Genomic DNA, 17666 nt, shown 5'->3' with positions numbered 1-17666 from the left:
GGCTGACTGATGTTGTGAGCCTCCCCAAAGGACAGGTGAGCCCTTTGCAGGCTCCTTACAAGAGTCAGGTTCTGCTTGCACCGGATCATATGGAGTCTGGCACCGGGGAGATCCGTAAGCGGGAGACTGCTGAATCGCAGGGGGCTGTGAGCGGAAAGTATGTTGTCCGTCCTGGTGACGTCGTATTCAGCAAGATCAGGCCTGCGCTGCGGAAAGTTGCCCTCGCTGACTTCACCGGGATTTGCTCCGCCGACATGTATCCCCTGAGGCCAGGGGTAGATGTGATTGGAGGTTTCGTTAAGGCTGTTCTTCTAGGGGAAGATTTTTCGCGGTATGTGGAGAGTCTTTCGGGACGTACGGGTATTCCCAAGGTCAATAGGGGGGACTTGGCGGGTTTCTGGTTCCCGGTTCCTCCGGTTGAAGAACAGCAGCGGATCATTGAGGTGATCGGCAGTGTCACGGAGTTGGAGCGCGGAATCGAGGCATCGATCGCCAAGTTCCACAAATTGCGCAAGGGATCTCTACTTGCTTCCATGAAGTCTGTAGAAAGCGCTCAGCCAGCGGCAGGTTGGGCTCGCGTGCCGTTGAAAAGTGTTGTTCCATCGGCTGAATATGGGATCTCTGAAGCCCTCGAAGGGGATGCCCGCGGCGTACCAGTGCTGCGTATGAACAATATTCAGGGCGCCAGGTTCGATGCGGATGATCTGCGATATTGTCCGGTTCCGGTTCCTTCGAAGTTGTTTCTCAGGCGTGGAGACGTCCTGTTCAACAGGACGAACAGTATGGAACATATTGGCAAGGCAGCCATGTGGCGTGACGAGTTGCCGAGCGCGACCTTCGCGTCGTATTTGGTGCGCCTCGTCCCGGACCTGCAACGTGTGACACCGGAGTACCTTGTCGAATGGCTGATGCACCCTCTCGTTCGCCAACGGGTGCGGTCGATTTCGACGGTTGCCGTGCAGCAGGTAAATGTCAATCCAACCCGCTTGAGGGAGTTGGAGATCGATCTTCCGGTCGATCTGGCTGAACAGCGTCGCATCGTAGCCACGCTGGAGGCCTGTGACGAGCAGATCGGGCGTGAGGAAGAGGAGCTGCAAAAGCTCCGTGAGCTCAAGCAAGGGCTCGTGGGCGATCTGCTGTCGGGGCGAGTCACAACCTCTGGCGTGGTGGCCTGAGAGACCGGTATCCGGCCCGCCCAAAGGGTGCGGGCCGAATGGATCGTCGCGGTGAACGGTCAGGCGGTCAGATGGCCGTCCTTGACTGCTGTGACGAACGATGTCCAGCTGGCCGACAGGAAGACCAGCGCAGGCCCCTGAGGGACTTTGGAGTCGCGGACCGGGACGCCGGTCGGGTAGCCGTCCAGGACCTCGATGCAACTGCCGCCTTCGTTGCCGCTGTACGTCGACTTGCGCCAGCCGTTCAGCGCGGCAGCGTTCAGGAGGGTTCGGTCAACCATGGGGTTCGCACTCCTCCGCTGTTTCCGATGAAATGCGCCGACGCTTCCGGGATCTGCGAACCTCACGCAGCCTTGGCCGAGGCCACATCGCGCGCACGTCGTGCAAGTTCACGTACAGGACCCGCAGTTGAGTGTCGACGCAGTTCCGTGCTCATCGTGCGGAAGTGGTCGTCACCCCGGTTCGACGAGACGTGTTCGTACTCGTCCAAGAAGCGTGACCAGCTCTCGCAGGCCGCGTCCAGGTGACCGACGCGCAGCTGACGCTGTGCGAGCAGGGCGTAGGCGTGCACGCGGCCCTGGCGTTCCTGTTTCGGCTGGAGACGGATCGACTGTTTCAGGGTTTTGATCGAGCCCGCGAAATCCTTCTCCTCGTACAGCACGTGGGAGACGTGGAAGAGGTAGGCGGTCTGGTCGTAGCCGCCGATCGCGTCCCTGTGGCTGTCCGCCTTCGACAGCGCCTGCTCCGCCTCCTTCAGGCGGGTGTGTGCTTGTTGCTTCAGGCCCACCATGGACGCGGAGTGGGCCTGCTGGCCGCGTAGGAACGCCACGAGACGCGGGCCCGCTGAGGGGGCTGCTTCTGCTGCGGAATCCGCGAGTTCCAGGGCCTTGGGCCCGTACCCCAGGTTGGAGGCCTGGAGGGACATGCCGCGCAGGGTCCTGCAGTAGGTGACGTGATCTTCCGCCTCGCGTGCCAGGCCGAGGGCTTGGACGTAATAGCGCTGTCCGAGGCCGTGAGCCTTCTCGTACATGGCCATCCAGCCGGTCAGGTAGGTGAGGTCTGACGCGGCGGCCAGCATGTCCTTGCGGACGGATTCCGTGGCCTGCGCCTGGAGCCAGGGGCCGACGGTGTTGACGAGAAAAGCGGACGCCATGGGCATTGCGTGCCCGGCGCCGAGTTCGTCGAGGATGTCCGCGATCCGGTCGGTCATGGTGCGGATCGACTGCACCTGCGAAGAGCTGATACGAACCGTCTTCTTGCCAGGAGTCACGGATTCGGCCGCCGCTCGCGCGGGGTGGGTGAACGCAGGTACTGACAGCGCGGCAGAGAAGACCGTGGCGGCTAGCAGGCTGCGGCGGGACGGATCCATTGTTGCCCTTCCGAGGTCGATCAACTCCTCGACAGTGTCGGCGCTTTGGGGACCCGTGAGTGATGGCGTGGGCTCCAGGCCGGCTTCCGCGTGGGTGACGGGTCGTCCCAGCCGTGCCGAGAGAGCCTCGACGATCAGAGCTCTGACCTGCGGTTTCGGCTGGACCCCGGCAATCCAGTGCGCGACCGCAGTGCGGTCGTACGTAAGGTCGAGTCCTGCCTGAGGGCCGAGGCGGTTCACCTGCTGCGCGAGCTGGGTTCTGGTCCATCGTGCCTGGTCAATCAGGTTGTCCAGGGCGCGGTTGGGGGTGCGCTTCCGTGCCATGTCCTCAACTCCCGACGGCTTGCACGGTGTTCATCGACGGCGTTCACGGTGTTCACGGTCCCACCGTCTTCCAACGGTACCTGCGGAGGGTGTCCGAACGGTTACCTCTTGCACAGGCGCCGAGTGATCTCGGCCGAAAGCAAGGACCCCCGCGACCGCTTGCGACGGCCCGGGGGCATGGCCCTCAACCACTCTGGAGTTGAGAACGTGTTGCACCATATCGCTCGCCTCGTGGCGCTGCTGCTGCGGCTGCTCTGGCCCGCCTCCGGGCGGCACAGGCTCTCCGTCGGCGCAGAGGAACTGCATGCCCCCGTCCAGGCGTCCCCCGCCGCCCCCGGCCGTCCCCTCTCCCCGCACGAAGCCCTCATCCGTGGCGAGGACTCCCCGCTTGTCCGCCCCTACCTCCTCGCCCACGAACAGCGTGTGCAAGCCAGGCAGCAGCGTGCCCGTCGTCGAACCCTCTGGCTCGCCGTGCACGGCATCGACGTAGGGCCACGGCGCATCCACGGTGTGGAGGTCGGCTCGCGCCGGACCCGGGGCAGCGAGGTGGCCGCCGCATGATCTACAAGAGCCACGACGCCGCCCCCACAGACACGCGCCCCCGCCTCCTCCCCTGGGCCAACCCCGACGGCAACCCCTGCTACCTCGTCGCCGACGTCGCCGGCGCTGGTCCCCTCTCCCGTGTCGCCGACAACGTCGAGGCCGTCCAGCTCGGCATGGCCGGCGACCTTCTCGACCATGCCGCCGATCTCCTTGCCGACGTCAAGGCCACTGCGCCTCAACTCCGTTTCCTCGCAGCCAGATTGACCGAGTCTCTGCACGACGTGCACCGCATCGCCCGCAGCCGGGGCGCCCGCCTCCCCGTCCCGGACGATGACGAAGAAGCTCCTGAGGAGGTCCCCGGCGCCTGACCACCCGCCTCCGCCGAGCGTGCGGACGTACCGGCGCAAAGCCCCCGTACGTCCGCACGATCTGCCACGTACTCCCCTGCATCCCTTTCCCTCACCCCGCCCTCTCGGCACAGAATGGATCTCCGGGGAACGGCGGGACGTACGGAGAGGTGCGGGGCTGTGGTGGTGCACGTCGAGCGGGACGAGGTGGAGCGGCCGTTAGTGGCCCAGCTGGAGGCCATGGGGTGGACGCACGTCCCGGGCGTGGAGCTGGATACGCTCGACGCGGCCGTGCCCCTGCTCGTCGATCAGCTCGGGCCCGCGCTGCGGCGGATCAACCTCCGGGGCAGTGACGGTCAGCCCTGGATGGGTGAGGACGACATCCGGCGGGCGGTCGGCGAGCTCGCTTCCCTCTCCCTCGGCAGCGGCGTCGTGCAGGCGAACCTGGCCGCCACCGACATGCTGCTCCACGGCTGGACGCTTCCCTCGCCCTCTGCCGCGCACGGCGGTCCGTCCGCCACCGTCCAGTACGTGGAGTGGCATCCGGACCTCGTCACGCGCAACACCTTCACCGTCGTCGACCAACTCCGCGTGCGCAGTCGCTCCGGCGAGCTGTCGATACTCGACGTCGTCCTCTTCGTGAACGGCATCCCGTTCGTCGCCGTCGAGTGCAAGAGTCCCGATCTCGCCGAGCCCGTCCGCAGCGCCGTGCTCGACCTCCGGCACTACGCCGGGAATCCTGTACTGGACCTCGACGCCACCGGTGCTCCCGTCCCCGCCGGTGTGCCCGAACTGTTCCGGACCGTGCAGCTCCTCGTCGCCGCGACCGGCGAGACCGCCCACCTGGGTACCGTCACCTCCGAGCCCGAGCACTTCCACCCGTGGCGCAGCGTCGAACCGGAGGAGGAGAGCACGCTGCGGCTGGAGCTGCGTACCGCCGGCCTGCTCGTGGACGGCGCCGACCCGGTCGCGCCCCCGCCGCTCGGCGAGCAGCAGAAGCTCGTCGGTGTGGTCCTGCGGCCGACCGCCCTGCTCAACGTCGTACGGCACTACGTGATCCCGATGGCCGTCGAGTCGGATGCGGACGGCGGTGCTGTGCGGATCGTGAAGGCCGTCGCCCGGCACCAGCAGTACCGTGCCGCCGAGAAGGCCGTACGCAGACTGCTGACCGGGCGGGCCCGTGCCGGGCGTGACACCGAGGACGAGCGCGGCGGTGTCATCTGGCACACGCAGGGCTCCGGCAAGTCGCTGACCATGACGTTCCTGGTACGGCGGGTGCACCTGCACCATGAGCTCAGTGAGTTCATGGTGGTCGTGGTCACCGACCGCACCCAGTTGCAGACCCAGCTCTCACGGACGCTGAAGCTCAGCGAGTCCGACGTCGAGACGGCGAAGACCCGGACGCAGATGGAGGGGCTGCTGCGCGACGGCGGGCGGCGCGTCGTCTTCGGCATGATCCAGAAGTACGGGACCGGGTTCACCTTCGCCGGGGAGTCGGAAGGCAGCGGGGACGACCGGGATCTGACGGGAGAGGGAACGGGCGGGGGCGAGGACGAAAGCCCCGGACCCGTGCCGGACTTCCCCGAGTGCAACAGGTCGCCGGACATTCTCGTCCTCGTCGACGAAGCGCACCGTTCCCACACCAGCGTCCTGCACGCGGCCCTGCGCAAGGCGATCCCGAACGCCGCCAAGATCGGGTTCACGGGTACGCCGATCATCACCGGGCGCGAGGAGGACACGCGCCGGATCTTCGGGCGGGGCGACTCACCGCGTGGCTTCCTCGACGAGTACCGGATGGAGGACGCCGAGCACGACGGCGTCGTCGTCCGTATCCGCTACGAGGGGCGGACGGGGGAGGGTGAGGTCCGTGACGGGGAGGTCCTCGACAGGGGGTTCGACGACCTCGTCCGGGACCGCACCCCCGAGGAGCGGGCCGCGCTCCTCAAGCGGTGGCCCACCGAGCGGGACGTCGCCGAGTCCGTTCCCATGATCGAGGCGAAGGCCGAGGACATGCTGGAGCACTGGGTGACCACCGTGCTGCCCGGCGGTTTCAAGGCACAGGTCGCCGCCGTCAGCCGGAAGGCGGCCGTGCAGTACCACCACGCCCTGCGCAAGGCCCGGGACGAACTGCTGGCGCGACTGGCCGAGTTCGATCCGGAGGTGGTGACGGGGACACCGCTGGAGAAGCTGTCCGCCAGACAGCGCTATCTCCACCAGGCCTACCAGTTCCGGGCGTTGCTGCGGCGAATTGACTTCGTTCCCGTGATCTCCCCGGGTTCCGGCCGCAAGCGGGGGGAATGGCGGGAGTGGACCGACGCCGGTCGCCAGGAGGCGTACACCGAGCGCTTCCAGAAGGCGTTCCCCGAGCTGGCCCCCGATCCGGAGTGGGTCGCCGTGACCCCTTTCAATCCGCCGCAGGACCCGGCCCCTTCCACCGATCCCGCCGGGGGGATGAACACTCCGTGGTCCGAGGCCGCGAACAGCGAACCGTCGCCGATTCCCACCTCGGTGCCCGACCCCGTGCACGCCGACAGCCCCATCGCGTTCCTGATCGTGAAGTCCATGCTGCTCACGGGATTCGACGCCCCGCGCGAGCAGGTGCTCTACCTGGACCGGCCGATCCGGGACGCTGAACTTCTCCAGGCCGTCGCACGCGTCAACCGCACCTCGCCCGGTAAGGAGGTCGGTTACGTCGTCGACTACTACGGCGTCTTCGAGCACCTCTCCGGCGCACTCGCCGGGTACCGGAACGCCGACGTCACCGACACCATGCGCGATCTGTCCTACGAGGTGGACAAGCTCGGGCCCGCCGCCCAGGAGGTCCGTGACTTCCTGCGGCGCAACGGCATCGACGACGCGCAGCTCGACCAGCTCGCGAAGCTGGGGCCCGCGGCCCTCGCCCTGCAGCCCGAAGACCTGCGGTTCGACTTCGACGAGGTGCTGCACGCGTTCCTCGCCACCCTCGAACGTGTCCTTCCGCACGAGGACGCCCTGGACTACGTCGCGGACGCCCGGCGTTGGAGCCTGCTCCAGAAGCGGGTGCGGAGGCTGTGCCGCGACGCCGAGGGCGGCACGTTCACCCTGCGCCGGTACGGGCGCAAGGTTCGGGCGATGATCGCCGACCACCTCGAAGGGCCGGAGATCGACCAGGTCATCCCGCCCGTCTCGCTCACCGCCCTGACCTTCGACGACGCCGTGCGGCGGCTGCCGCCGCAGGAGGCTGCGGCGGAGATGGGGCACGCGCTCCGCTTCCACCTGGAGGAGCGGACCAAGAGGGAGGACCCCGCGAAGTACGAGCGGCTCTCCAAGCGTCTGGAAGAGATCCTGCGCACGATGCCGGGCCGCTTCGAGGAGCAGATCGAGGAGTTCGGCCCGCTGATCGATGAGGCCCGACAGGAACAGGAGGAGTCCCCGGAACTCGCCGGACTCACGCCGCTCGAACAGCGGGTGTACCGGCTGGTGGAGCAGATCCTGGAGGACACCCCCGGAATCAGGCTCGCCGGTGACGGAGACGTCAGGCGGCTCGCGGGCAAGGTGTGCGACGTGGCCACCAGGGTCATGGCCAGGGCGTCGTACCAGGGGCAGCACCAGGACATGAGCATGCTGGCCGGAGACCTCCAGGAAGTCTTGCTCAGTAACGATGTCCGGCCTGTGGGCGGGGACTGGTCGTCTTTGGACAACGCGGCTGAGCGCCTGGCGTCCTTCGCGCAGAACAACCTGCGGCAGTTCCGGAGCAGGGCGAGGGGAGAATAGGCGGGTGACCGCGCCGGCCGATCCTTCGACGTACTCCGCCCCCGAAGCCCTCCTCACTGTGGACGGACTGTCTCTGCGGGTACGTGCCAGTGCCCGCAGGAAACGGTTCGCCCTGACCGTTGAGACCGACGCGACCCTCACCCTGCACACCCCGGCCGGGCGCTCGACGGCCGAGGCAGAGCAGTTCGTCCGCGCGCACCGGGACTGGCTGCTGACCAAGCGGCGGGAGCGGGAGCGCACACGCCCGCTCAGCCCCGTCAAGCAGCTCGCCGACGGAGAGGTCTTCCGCTATCTGGGGCGGACGTATCGGCTGGCCGTGTCCGGTGAGCACGGGGCGGGCGGAGGGGTCCGGCTGATCGCGGGGCGCCTCGTCATGGGCCCGGATCTGGCGGCGGAGCCGCAGGCGGGCCGGGCGGCGCTGGTCGACTGGTATTGCCGGGCCGGCCGGAACTGGACGGGACAGAGGCTTCAGCCCTGGGCGGCCCGCATGGGGGTGACCGAGCCGGAACTCGACGTACGGGACCTGGGAGACCGATGGGGGTCGTACCGGCCGCCGCAGGCCGGGGCGGGGGCAAAGGGTCTGATGAGTCTCGGGTGGCCGCTCTTCCAACTGCCCATGCATCTGATCGACTACGTCATCGCCCATGAACTGGCCCACGTGAAGGTGTCCGGGCACCGGGAGGACTTCTGGCGGCTGCTGCGGACCGCACTGCCCGAGTACGAAGAGCGGCGAGCGGACCTTGATGAGTTGGGCCGACGACTCTGGATGGGTGATCTTCGGTAAGTCGGGCTGAACTCCCCTCATAGCCGGGGAGTTCAGCTGAATTGACCGTTACCAGATCGCCTCGACCCACTCCGGGTGGTCGATGAACGGGTTGCGGTTGTGCTGGTAGGTGTCGTAGATCGCCTGGTTGCGCCTCTCCTCGAAGGCGCTCGGCGGGTCCGCCTCGTTCCAGGCCTTGAGGACGGAGAGCTTGCCCATGTACGGGGCGCTGCCGTTGCCGACCTTCTCGTTGGGCTCCAGGTCGGCCCACCCGTCGTCGCCCTCGTAGCGGACGGCCATGTAGAGGATCATGCGGGCCACGTCGCCCCGGTCCGCGGCGCGCGGCGCGAAGGAGTCGGAGTCGACGGTGCTGCCGCCGCCGCCCGTGACCGTGCTGCCGCCGTTGTCGAAGTCCAGATTGCCGCGGATGCTGTTGATCTGTACGTCGCAGGCGCGCAGGTGGTGCAGGTCGGTGCCGGGGCCGATCGCCTCGCCGAAGTCGCCGTGCGACTTGGCCCAGGTGTGCTCGCGGTTCCAGTCGCCGACGTCACCGCCGTTGAGGGACTTGCTGCGGGAGGCACCGCTGTACAGCAGGACCACGTTGTTGCTGTTGTTCGGGTCCTGGTCGGTGACCTTGAGCGCGTTCCAGACCGCCGAGTAGGAGATCTTGGTCTGGCTGCTGATGATCGTGTGCAGGGACGACTTCAGGCTCGTGCCCGTCTTGCCGACCGCGTTCTTGTAGTACGTCGCGTCGTAGGCGGTCGTCGTGGCGGCGGCCGGGGTCGCCGTCAGCGTGGGGGTGGTGAGACCCGCCAGGACGGCGGCCGTCGTCAGCGCCACCGACTTCCAGCGTCGGGGGCGTATGTGTGTCGCCAGCATGTGGGGTGTCCCATCTACGCGGGTTGAATGGAGGCGGCAATCGGGAGAGTGACATGGACATGTAGCCGTGTCGAGGGCTTGCACGTGTCCATCGGGTGACGGGGAGCGGCAAACCGGGGCAGCGCTACGCGAGTTGACACACCGAAAACGGCCCCCGGCGGTGAGCCGGGGGCCGTTGGCGGTGCGCCGGGTGTCGCTAGGCGGCGTCCGACGGGTCGAGGCGGTAGACGGTGGACTGGTTGCTCTGGGAGGAGGAAGAGGAGGACGAGGAAGTGGACTGCGAGGAAGAGGACTGGGAGGACGAAGGGGACTGGGCGGTGTCCGAGCCGGTCGTGCCGCCGTACTCGCTCTCCTTCACCGCCGTCCCGTTCTTCTGCACCCACTGGGTGACCTCGGTGCTCACGTCGCTTCCGCCGCCGGGGCCGCCGCCCATGCCGCCGCCACCGATCTGGATGTAGTGCAGCTCGCCCTTCTTCACCAGCTCCTTGAGCCTGGCCAGGGTCATCGCCTTGTCGCTGCCCGACCAGCCCCACATGGAGATCACGGGCTCACCGCTGCTCAGGATCAGCTGCGCCGCGCTCTGCGAACTCGACACCGCGAGGAGCCACTTGGCGCCGTCCTGGTGCTTCTTGAGGTAGGCGACCAGCTCGGTGCTCGCGCCGCCGCCCATGCCGCCGCCGAAGCCTCCGCCGCCCGTGCCGCCGGGACGGGTGCCGGTGCCATTGCCGGTGGCCGCGTCCGTTTCGCCCTGGACGGTACCGCCGGTGCCGTTCGGCGGGGTGCCGTCGGGAGACTGGCCGTTCCCGCCGCCCGGCATCTGGCCGTCCGGCTGACCGCCGGGGAAGCCGCCGCTCGGCCCGTCGGCCTGGCCGCCCTGCTGTGTGCCGCCCGGCAGTTGCCCGCCGCCACCGCCACCCTGACCGCCACCCGGAGCGCCGCCCCCACCCGGACCGCCGCCGAAGCCGTTCCCCGTCGACGGCCCGGCCGTCGGGTTCGTGCCGCCCATGCCGCCGCCCGAGCCGGCCGGCACCGACCACGCGTACGCCGCCGGACCGGCCACCGCGGCGACGACCGCCGCCGTCACGGAGGCCGCGAGCAGCCGCACGCGTATCCCGGTCGCGGACCGGAAGACGAACAGACCCACGATCGCCAGCGCCATGACGACCGCGACGGCCGGCCACAGCCAGGTGTTCCAACCCTCGGCCCGGCGCAGCAGCACGACCGCCCAGACGGCCGTGACCACGAGTGCGGCCGGCAGCACCCACGCCCATCGCCTGTCGGCGCGGAACGCGCGCAGCAGCATCACGCCGCCGCCACCGCACAGCGCCGCGATGCCCGGGGCGAGCGCGGTCGTGTAGTACGGGTGCATCGTGCCCTCGGCCAGGGCGAAGGTCAGGTAGTGCAGGGCCGTCCAGCCGCCCCACATCAGCAGCGCGGCACGGGTGAGGTCGGTGCGCGGCGCGCGGCCGCACAGCAGGAGGCCGCCGACGCAGGCGATCGCGGCGAAGGGGATCAGCCAGGAGATCTGGCCGCCGAGGATGTCGTTGAAGAGCCGGCCGATGCCCGCCGTGCCGGAGAAGCCGCCGCCTCCGCCCCCGCCGCCCCCGCCGTTGCCGTCGCCGCCGAGGATCCGGCCGAGGCCGTTGTAGCCCATGATCAGGTCCCAGGCCGTGCCGTCCGTCGAACCGCCGATGTAGGGGCGGTCGTCGGCGGGCACCAGCGAGACCGCGCCCGCCCACCAGAAGCTGGAGACGGCCAGCGCGACGCCCGCGATCAGCAGGTTGACGATCCGCTTCACCAGCTTCGGCTTCGCCGCGTACAGATAGACCGCGAAGACGGCCGGCAGCGCGATGTAGCCCTGCAGCATCTTGGTGTTGAAGGCGAGGCCGAAGCAGACGGCCGAACCGGCCAGCGGCAGCAGCCTGCCGTTGTGGACGGCGCGCAGGGCGAGGGCCGCGCCGCCGGCCATCAGGAAGACCAGCAGGGTGTCGGGGTTGTTGTCGCGGTTGATGGCGACCGTGATCGGAGTCAGGGCCAGGACCAGCGCGGCCACCGTCGCCGCTGCGTGCCCCCACACCCGCTTCACCGAGGCGTGCACGATCCAGATCGTCGCCAGCGCGAGAAGGACCATCGGCAGCATCATCTGCCAGGTGCCGTAGCCGAACACGCGGCAGGACAGGCCCATGACCATCAGGGCGAACGGCGGCTTGTCGACGGTGAGGAAGTTGCCCGCGTCCAGTGAGCCGAAGAACCACGCCTTCCAGCTCTGCGTGCCGCTCATCACGGCCGCGCTGTAGAAGCTGTTGAGGCCGGAGCCCGACAGGTTCCAGGAGTACAGCGCCGCCGCGAGGAGCAGGATCGCGATCAGCGCGGGCAGTGACCAGCGCGGTGCCCGGTCCGGGGGCGCCCGGTGCGGGGCCGGCGGGGGCGCGTCGGCGGTCACGGTCGGGTGGGGGTGGGGATCGGTGGCTGAGGTCACCAGCGCATCGTGTGCGGCGGGGGTGGGTGCGGGCTGTGCCGTACCTGGCGGCCGGCTGTGAAATCTCCAAGGAGTCCGCAAAGGAGTCCGCCGGGGAACGGCCCCCGCGCCCACCGCGGCCGGAGCGGGGTACGCGCCGCCGCCGATCCCCGGAGCCGCACGGATCCCGTGGCAATATCCTGACGGTGTATCAGGTGCCGTTCGCGTACAACCTTTCCCCGGGTCTCACGAGTCTTGAGGGCATGACTCACGGGAGAGAGAAGTCAAGGGGCGTTTCCAGACGTGTGAGAGCCGTCGTCGCGGCGGGCGTGGGTGCCGGCGTCTTCATACCGGTCATCGCCGCCGGTCCCGCCGCCGCGGCGGCCCCCACCGTCAGCTGTACGTCCGCCAAGGCGGGCCTCGCCGACAAGCTGAAGAAGGACATCACGGCTGCCCTCGCGGGCCGCAAGGGCACGATCGCCGTCGGGCTGTACGACCGTTCGACGAACACCAACTGCAGCCTGCGGGCCTCCAGCGCCTACGACTCCGCCAGCGTCGTCAAGGTCACCGTGCTGGCCACGCTGCTGTGGGACGCGAAGAAGCACAACCGCTATCTCACCGACCGCGAGGCCTCCCTCAGCAAGGCCATGATCACCAAGTCGGACAACGCCGCGACCAGCACGCTCTGGAAGCAGCTCGGCCTGACGAAGGTCAAGGGCTTCCTCGCGGCGGCCGGCATGACCCAGACCAAGCCCGGCGCCGACGGCTACTGGGGTCTGACGCAGATCACCGTCACCGACGAGCAGAAGCTGCTGAAGCTCATCACCGCCAAGAACACGGTGCTCAGCGACAACGCCCGCGCCTACATTCTGAAGCTGATGGGCCAGGTCGTCTCCTCGCAGCGCTGGGGCACCCCGTACGGCGTGCCGTCCGGTGTCTCCGTGGCGGTGAAGAACGGCTGGCTGTCCCGCTCCACGCACGGCTGGCGGGTGCACAGCGTCGGCGCGTTCAAGGGCCGCGGCCACGACTACATGATCACCGTGCTGACCCACGACAACAGCACCATGAACTACGGCATCGCGACGATCCAGGGCGTGGCCAAGGCCATCCACAAGGATCTCGCCGCGAGCTGACGGCCCCAGGGAGCCGAGGACGACGCTTCATGAGCCGGCCTCCCCTGCGTCACCGACCCGCCCTACGGTGACCCCCATGCGCCTGAGAACCGTACTCGCGACCGCCACCGCGGGCCTGGCGGCGGCCACTTGTCTGACCGCCGCCGGCCCGGCGACCGCCCACCCCGACTCGCCGTCCGGCCACGCCTGTTCTCCCTCCGTCTCCATCGACCGCTTCTCCGACGCGCTCGACAAGACGACGTACGAGGGCACCTTCGTCGGCAACTTCTCCGCGCTCGCCGTGGAGCGCGACGGCTCGCTGGCGGCCGTCTCCGACCGCTCCGCCCTGTTCCGCCTCGACGGCCGGACCCTCGCGCCGAAGGGCGTCGTCGCGCTCGCCGACGAGAGCGGCGCCGCCCTGGACTCCGAGGGCCTGGTCATCGACCGGGACGGCACCCGGCTGATCTCCAGTGAGACCGAGCCGTCCGTGCGCCGCTACTCCCGCGACGGCAGGATCCTCGACCGCCTCCCCGTCCCGGACGCGCTGCGGGTCGCCCCGGCCGGCCGCGCCGTCTCCAACGGCACCTTCGAGGGCCTGACCCTCCTCCCGGGCGGCCGCACCCTGCTCGCCTCGATGGAGTACGCGCTCTCCGGCGACAGCGCGGGCATCGTCCGCTTCCAGACCTGGAACCGGAGCAAGGGCGACCGCTTCGAGCTCGGCCGGCAGTACGCCTACCGCACCGACACCGGACTCGGCGTCCCCGAGGTCCAGGCCACCCCCGACGGCCGCCTCCTCGTCCTGGAGCGCGGCTTCACCGCCGGCGTCGGCAACACGGTCCGCCTCTACCTCGCCGACCCGCGTCGCGCCACGGACACGAGCGGGGTCGAGAACCTCACCGGCCAGGACGGCGTACGCCTGATCAAGAAGACCCTGCTCGCCGACATCGTGAACTGCCCGTCACTGGGAGCGACCGCCAAGCAGCCCCAGCCGAACCCGCTCCTCGACAACATCGAGGGCATGGCGATCACGGGGTACTCGAAGGGCCGCCTGAAGGTGCTGCTGGTCAGCGACGACAACCAGAACGCCGCCCAGACGACCCGGTTCTACCGGCTGCGCGTACGGATCTGAGCACGGCACCCGCCGCTTTTGTTGCGGCGGGATGAAATCGGGGCTCGTCGGCGTTGGTGCCTTCCGGCAGATCAGGACGGACGGAGGGCACCGCGTGGCAGCGCAACGGGGATGGGCACGACGGCTGTGGGGCTACGCCTGGCGTCACCCCAAGGACGTGGTCCTCGCACTCGGCTCGTCCCTCGCCGGTATGGCGGTCATGGCGATCGTGCCGCTGATCACCAAGGTGATCATCGACGACGTGATCGGCGACAAGAGCCGCGGCATGGCCGTCTGGGCGGGGCTGCTGATAGCGGCCGCGGTCGCGGTCTACGTCCTGACCTACGTGCGCCGCTACTACGGCGGCCGGCTCGCCCTCGACGTCCAGCACGACCTGCGGACCGACATGTTCGGGACGATCACCCGGCTCGACGGCCGGCGCCAGGACGAGCTGTCGACCGGGCAGGTCGTCGGCCGGGCCACCAGCGACCTCCAGCTGATCCAGGGCCTGCTCTTCATGCTCCCGATGACCATCGGGAACTTCGCCCTGTTCCTGATCTCCCTGGTCGTCATGGCCTGGCTGTCGCTGCCCCTGACGCTGGTCGCCCTCGCGGTGGCCCCCGCCGTGTGGTGGATCGCGCGGCGCAGCCGGGCCAGGCTGCACCCCTCCACCTGGTACGCCCAGGCCCAGGCCGCCGCCGTCGCGGGTGTGGTCGACGGGGCCGTCAGCGGTGTCCGGGTGGTGAAGGGCTTCGGGCAGGAGGAGCAGGAGACCGGCAAGCTGCGCGAGGTCGGGCGGCGGCTCTTCGCGGGCCGGCTGCGCACCATCCGGTTCAACTCCAGGTACACCCCGGCGCTCCAGGCCGTCCCGGCCATCGGCCAGGTCGCGATGCTCGCCCTCGGCGGCTGGCTGGCGGTGCGCGGGCACATCACGCTGGGCACCTTCGTCGCGTTCTCCACCTACCTCGCCCAGCTCGTCGGCCCGGTCAGGATGCTCGCCATGGTCCTCACGGTCGCCCAGCAGGCCCGCGCCGGCACCGAGCGGGTGCTTGAGCTGATCGACACCGAGCCGTCGATCAAGGACGGCACCAAGACGCTGCCCGCGGACGCGCCCGCGTCGGTCGAGTTCGACGACGTGTCCTTCGGCTACGCCGACGAGCGCCCCGTCCTCGACGGGCTGAGCTTCGAGATCCGGCCCGGCGAGACCCTCGCCGTCGTCGGCTCCTCCGGCTCCGGCAAGTCCACGGTCTCGCTGCTCCTGCCGCGCTTCTACGACGTCACGCGCGGCGCCGTCCTCGTCGGCGGCCACGACGTGCGCGAACTGACCACGGACTCGCTGCGGGCCGCGATCGGACTGGTGCCGGAGGACTCCTTCCTCTTCTCCGACACCGTCCGCAACAACATCGCCTACGGCCGCCCCGACGCCACCGACGAGCAGATCGACGCCGCCGCGCGCGCCGCCCAGGCGGACCGTTTCATCGCCGAACTGCCCGAGGGCTACGACACCAAGGTCGGCGAGCACGGCCTCACTCTCTCCGGCGGCCAGCGGCAGCGCGTGGCACTCGCCCGCGCGATCCTCACCGACCCCCGCCTGCTCGTCCTCGACGACGCGACCTCGGCGGTGGACGCCCGCGTCGAGCACGAGATCCACGAGGCGCTCAGGCAGGTGATGCAGGGCCGCACGACCCTGCTCATCGCCCACCGCCGCTCCACGCTGGGCCTCGCCGACCGCATCGCGGTCCTGGACGCCGGCCGTCTCGCCGACATCGGCACCCACGACGAGCTCCAGGAACGCTCCGCGCTCTACCGGCGCCTGCTCACCGACCCCGACGAGCTCGGCGGGGTCTCACCCGGCCACGCCCAGCCGGCCTGCCCGCGCGAGGACACGTCCGTACGCGACGAGCTGGACGCCGAGTTCGACGCCGAACGCGGGGTGACCCCGCGCCTGTGGACCGGGGACCGCGAGCCCAAGGACCTGGCGCTCGCCGAGTCACCGGCGACACCCGAGCTGCTCGCCCAGGTCGAGGCGCTGCCCCCGGCCACCGACGTCCCCGACATCGACGAGGGGCGCGCGGTGCGCCCGGAGGAGTCCTACGGACTCAAGCGGCTGCTGCGCGGCTTCGGCCGCCCCCTGCTGATCAGCCTCGGCCTGGTCGCCATGGACGCCGGCATGGGCCTGCTGCTGCCCGTGCTGATCCGGCACGGCATCGACGACGGTGTCACCGCCGCCGCGCTCGGCGCGATCTGGGCGGCGTCCCTGCTCGGCCTGCTCGCGGTGACCGTCCAGTGGGCGGCGCAGGTCGCCGAGACCCGGATGACCGGGCGCACCGGCGAACGCGTGCTGTACTCGCTGCGGCTGAAGATCTTCGCCCAGCTCCAGCGGCTCGGGCTCGACTACTACGAGCGCGAGCTGACCGGCCGGATCATGACCCGGATGACGACGGACGTCGACGCGCTGTCGACGTTCCTCCAGACGGGCCTCGTCACCGCGTTCGTCTCGGTCGTCACCTTCTTCGGCATCATGGTCGCCCTGCTGGTCATCGACATCCAGCTCGCGCTCGTCGTCTTCGCGACGCTGCCGCCGCTGATCGTCGCCACGTACTACTTCCGCCGGGCGAGCGTGAAGGCGTACGAACTCGCCCGTGAGCGGGTGTCGGTGGTCAACGCCGACCTCCAGGAGTCGGTGTCCGGGCTGCGGATCGTGCAGGCCTTCCGGCGCGAGCAGGACGGCGGCGCGCGGTTCGCCGAGCGCAGCGACAGCTACCGCCAGGCCCGTATCCGCGGCCAGTGGCTGATCTCGATCTACTTCCCCTTCGTGCAGTTCCTGTCGTCGGCCGCGGCGGCGTCGGTGCTGATCGTGGGCGGCACCCGGATCGACGCGGCCACGCTGACGACCGGCGCGCTGGTGGCGTACCTGCTCTACATCGACCTGTTCTTCGCCCCCGTCCAGCAGCTCTCCCAGGTCTTCGACGGCTACCAGCAGGCCACGGTCTCGCTCGGCCGCATCCAGGAACTGCTCCGCGAGCCCACCTCGACGAAGTCCGCCGCCGAGCCGATGGAGGTGCTGTCGCTGCGCGGCGAGGTCGCCTTCGAGGAGGTGCACTTCAGCTACGGCGACGAGGAGGAGGCGCTCAGCGGGATCGACCTGCGCATCCCCGCCGGGCAGACGGTCGCCTTCGTCGGTGAGACCGGAGCCGGCAAGTCGACCCTGGTCAAGCTGGTGGCCCGGTTCTACGACCCGACCGGCGGCCGGGTCGCCGTCGACGGCCAGGACCTGCGGGCCCTGGACATCACGTCGTACCGGCACCGTCTCGGCGTCGTGCCGCAGGAGGCGTACCTCTTCCAGGGCACCGTCCGCGACGCCATCGCCTACGGCCGGCCCGAGGCCACGGACGCCGAGGTCGAGGCCGCGGCCCGGGCGGTCGGCGCCCACGAGATGATCGCGACCCTGGAGGGCGGCTACCTCCACGAGGTCGCCGAGCGCGGCCGCAACCTCTCCGCCGGCCAGCGTCAGCTGATCGCGCTGGCCCGCGCCGAGCTGGTCGACCCGGACGTGCTGCTCCTCGACGAGGCGACGGCCGCGCTGGACCTGGCCACGGAGGCCCAGGTCAACCAGGCCACGGACCGGCTCGCGGGGCGCCGCACGACCCTCGTGGTGGCCCACCGGCTGACCACGGCCGCGCGGGCGGACCGGGTGGTCCTCATGGACCACGGTCGGGTCGCCGAGGACGGTACGCATGAGGAGCTGCTGGCGCTGGGCGGGCGGTACGCGGAGCTGTGGCGCACGTTCCTCGGCGAGGCCGAGCCGGAGGAGCCGGTCGGGGTGGGCCGGTGA

The 17666-nt window shown here is 69.6% G+C and carries 12 protein-coding genes; 8 read left to right on the top strand and 4 right to left on the bottom strand.

All coding sequences use genetic code 11. From position 1 onward, the window contains the following. The first annotated feature begins 35 nt into the window (after window positions 1-35). The gene (locus ACGFW6_RS41185) at window positions 36-1175 is read left to right on the top strand and encodes a restriction endonuclease subunit S (protein ID WP_393521829.1); all 1140 of its coding nucleotides are present in this window, start codon (window positions 36-38) and stop codon (window positions 1173-1175) included. A 59-nt stretch (window positions 1176-1234) separates the two neighbouring features. Here the strand turns inward: ACGFW6_RS41185 and ACGFW6_RS41180 are convergent, their stop codons facing one another. Then, on the bottom strand, window positions 1235-1456 hold the full coding sequence (locus ACGFW6_RS41180) for a DUF397 domain-containing protein (protein WP_393521827.1): 222 nt from the start codon (window positions 1454-1456) through the stop codon (window positions 1235-1237). Window positions 1457-1518: 62 nt separating this feature from the next. After that, the gene (locus ACGFW6_RS41175; protein WP_393521825.1) at window positions 1519-2868 is read right to left on the bottom strand and encodes a tol-pal system YbgF family protein; all 1350 of its coding nucleotides are present in this window, start codon (window positions 2866-2868) and stop codon (window positions 1519-1521) included. Window positions 2869-3075: 207 nt separating this feature from the next. On the opposite strand from ACGFW6_RS41175, the gene ACGFW6_RS41170 reads away from it, so the two are divergent. From ACGFW6_RS41170 to ACGFW6_RS41155, 4 genes are all read left to right on the top strand, one after another. After that, window positions 3076-3429, top strand: coding sequence for a hypothetical protein (locus tag ACGFW6_RS41170; RefSeq protein ID WP_393521823.1), 354 nt, complete (start codon window positions 3076-3078; stop codon window positions 3427-3429). Then, window positions 3426-3779 (top strand): hypothetical protein, encoded by a 354-nt coding sequence (locus ACGFW6_RS41165; RefSeq protein ID WP_393521821.1) that lies wholly within the window; start codon window positions 3426-3428, stop codon window positions 3777-3779. The genes ACGFW6_RS41170 and ACGFW6_RS41165 overlap by 4 nt, the downstream gene beginning before the upstream one ends. A 159-nt stretch (window positions 3780-3938) precedes the next feature. After that, complete coding sequence (locus ACGFW6_RS41160; protein ID WP_393521819.1) at window positions 3939-7511, top strand: type I restriction endonuclease subunit R; 3573 nt, start codon at window positions 3939-3941, stop codon at window positions 7509-7511. 4 nt (window positions 7512-7515) lie between these two features. Continuing rightward, window positions 7516-8295: a M48 family metallopeptidase gene (locus ACGFW6_RS41155; protein WP_393521817.1), complete on the top strand. Its 780-nt coding sequence runs from the start codon at window positions 7516-7518 to the stop codon at window positions 8293-8295. A 48-nt stretch (window positions 8296-8343) separates the two neighbouring features. On the opposite strand, the gene ACGFW6_RS41150 is transcribed toward ACGFW6_RS41155, so the two are convergent. Together ACGFW6_RS41150 and ACGFW6_RS41145 are read right to left on the bottom strand one after the other, a co-directional pair. Next, a complete protein-coding gene (locus tag ACGFW6_RS41150; protein ID WP_393521815.1) occupies window positions 8344-9153 on the bottom strand; it encodes an endonuclease I family protein in 810 nt (269 codons plus the stop codon). A gap of 196 nt (window positions 9154-9349) precedes the next feature. Then, window positions 9350-11632: an ArnT family glycosyltransferase gene (locus ACGFW6_RS41145; protein WP_393521813.1), complete on the bottom strand. Its 2283-nt coding sequence runs from the start codon at window positions 11630-11632 to the stop codon at window positions 9350-9352. Window positions 11633-11874: 242 nt separating this feature from the next. On the opposite strand from ACGFW6_RS41145, the gene ACGFW6_RS41140 reads away from it, so the two are divergent. The 3 genes from ACGFW6_RS41140 (at window position 11875) to ACGFW6_RS41130 (ending at window position 17666) form a co-directional block, all read left to right on the top strand. After that, window positions 11875-12744, top strand: coding sequence for a serine hydrolase (locus tag ACGFW6_RS41140; protein ID WP_393521811.1), 870 nt, complete (start codon window positions 11875-11877; stop codon window positions 12742-12744). A 76-nt stretch (window positions 12745-12820) separates the two neighbouring features. Continuing rightward, entirely contained in the window at window positions 12821-13852 is a 1032-nt protein-coding gene (locus ACGFW6_RS41135; protein ID WP_393521809.1) for an esterase-like activity of phytase family protein, read from the top strand. A 94-nt stretch (window positions 13853-13946) separates the two neighbouring features. Further along, entirely contained in the window at window positions 13947-17666 is a 3720-nt protein-coding gene (locus ACGFW6_RS41130) for an ABC transporter ATP-binding protein (RefSeq protein ID WP_393521808.1), read from the top strand.

The sequence above is a fragment of the Streptomyces sp. Y7 genome (assembly GCF_043195415.1).
Lineage (GTDB): Bacteria > Actinomycetota > Actinomycetes > Streptomycetales > Streptomycetaceae > Streptomyces.
The sequence above is the reverse complement of the archived record's forward strand: the minus strand, read 5'-3'. Positions and strand labels throughout refer to the sequence as shown.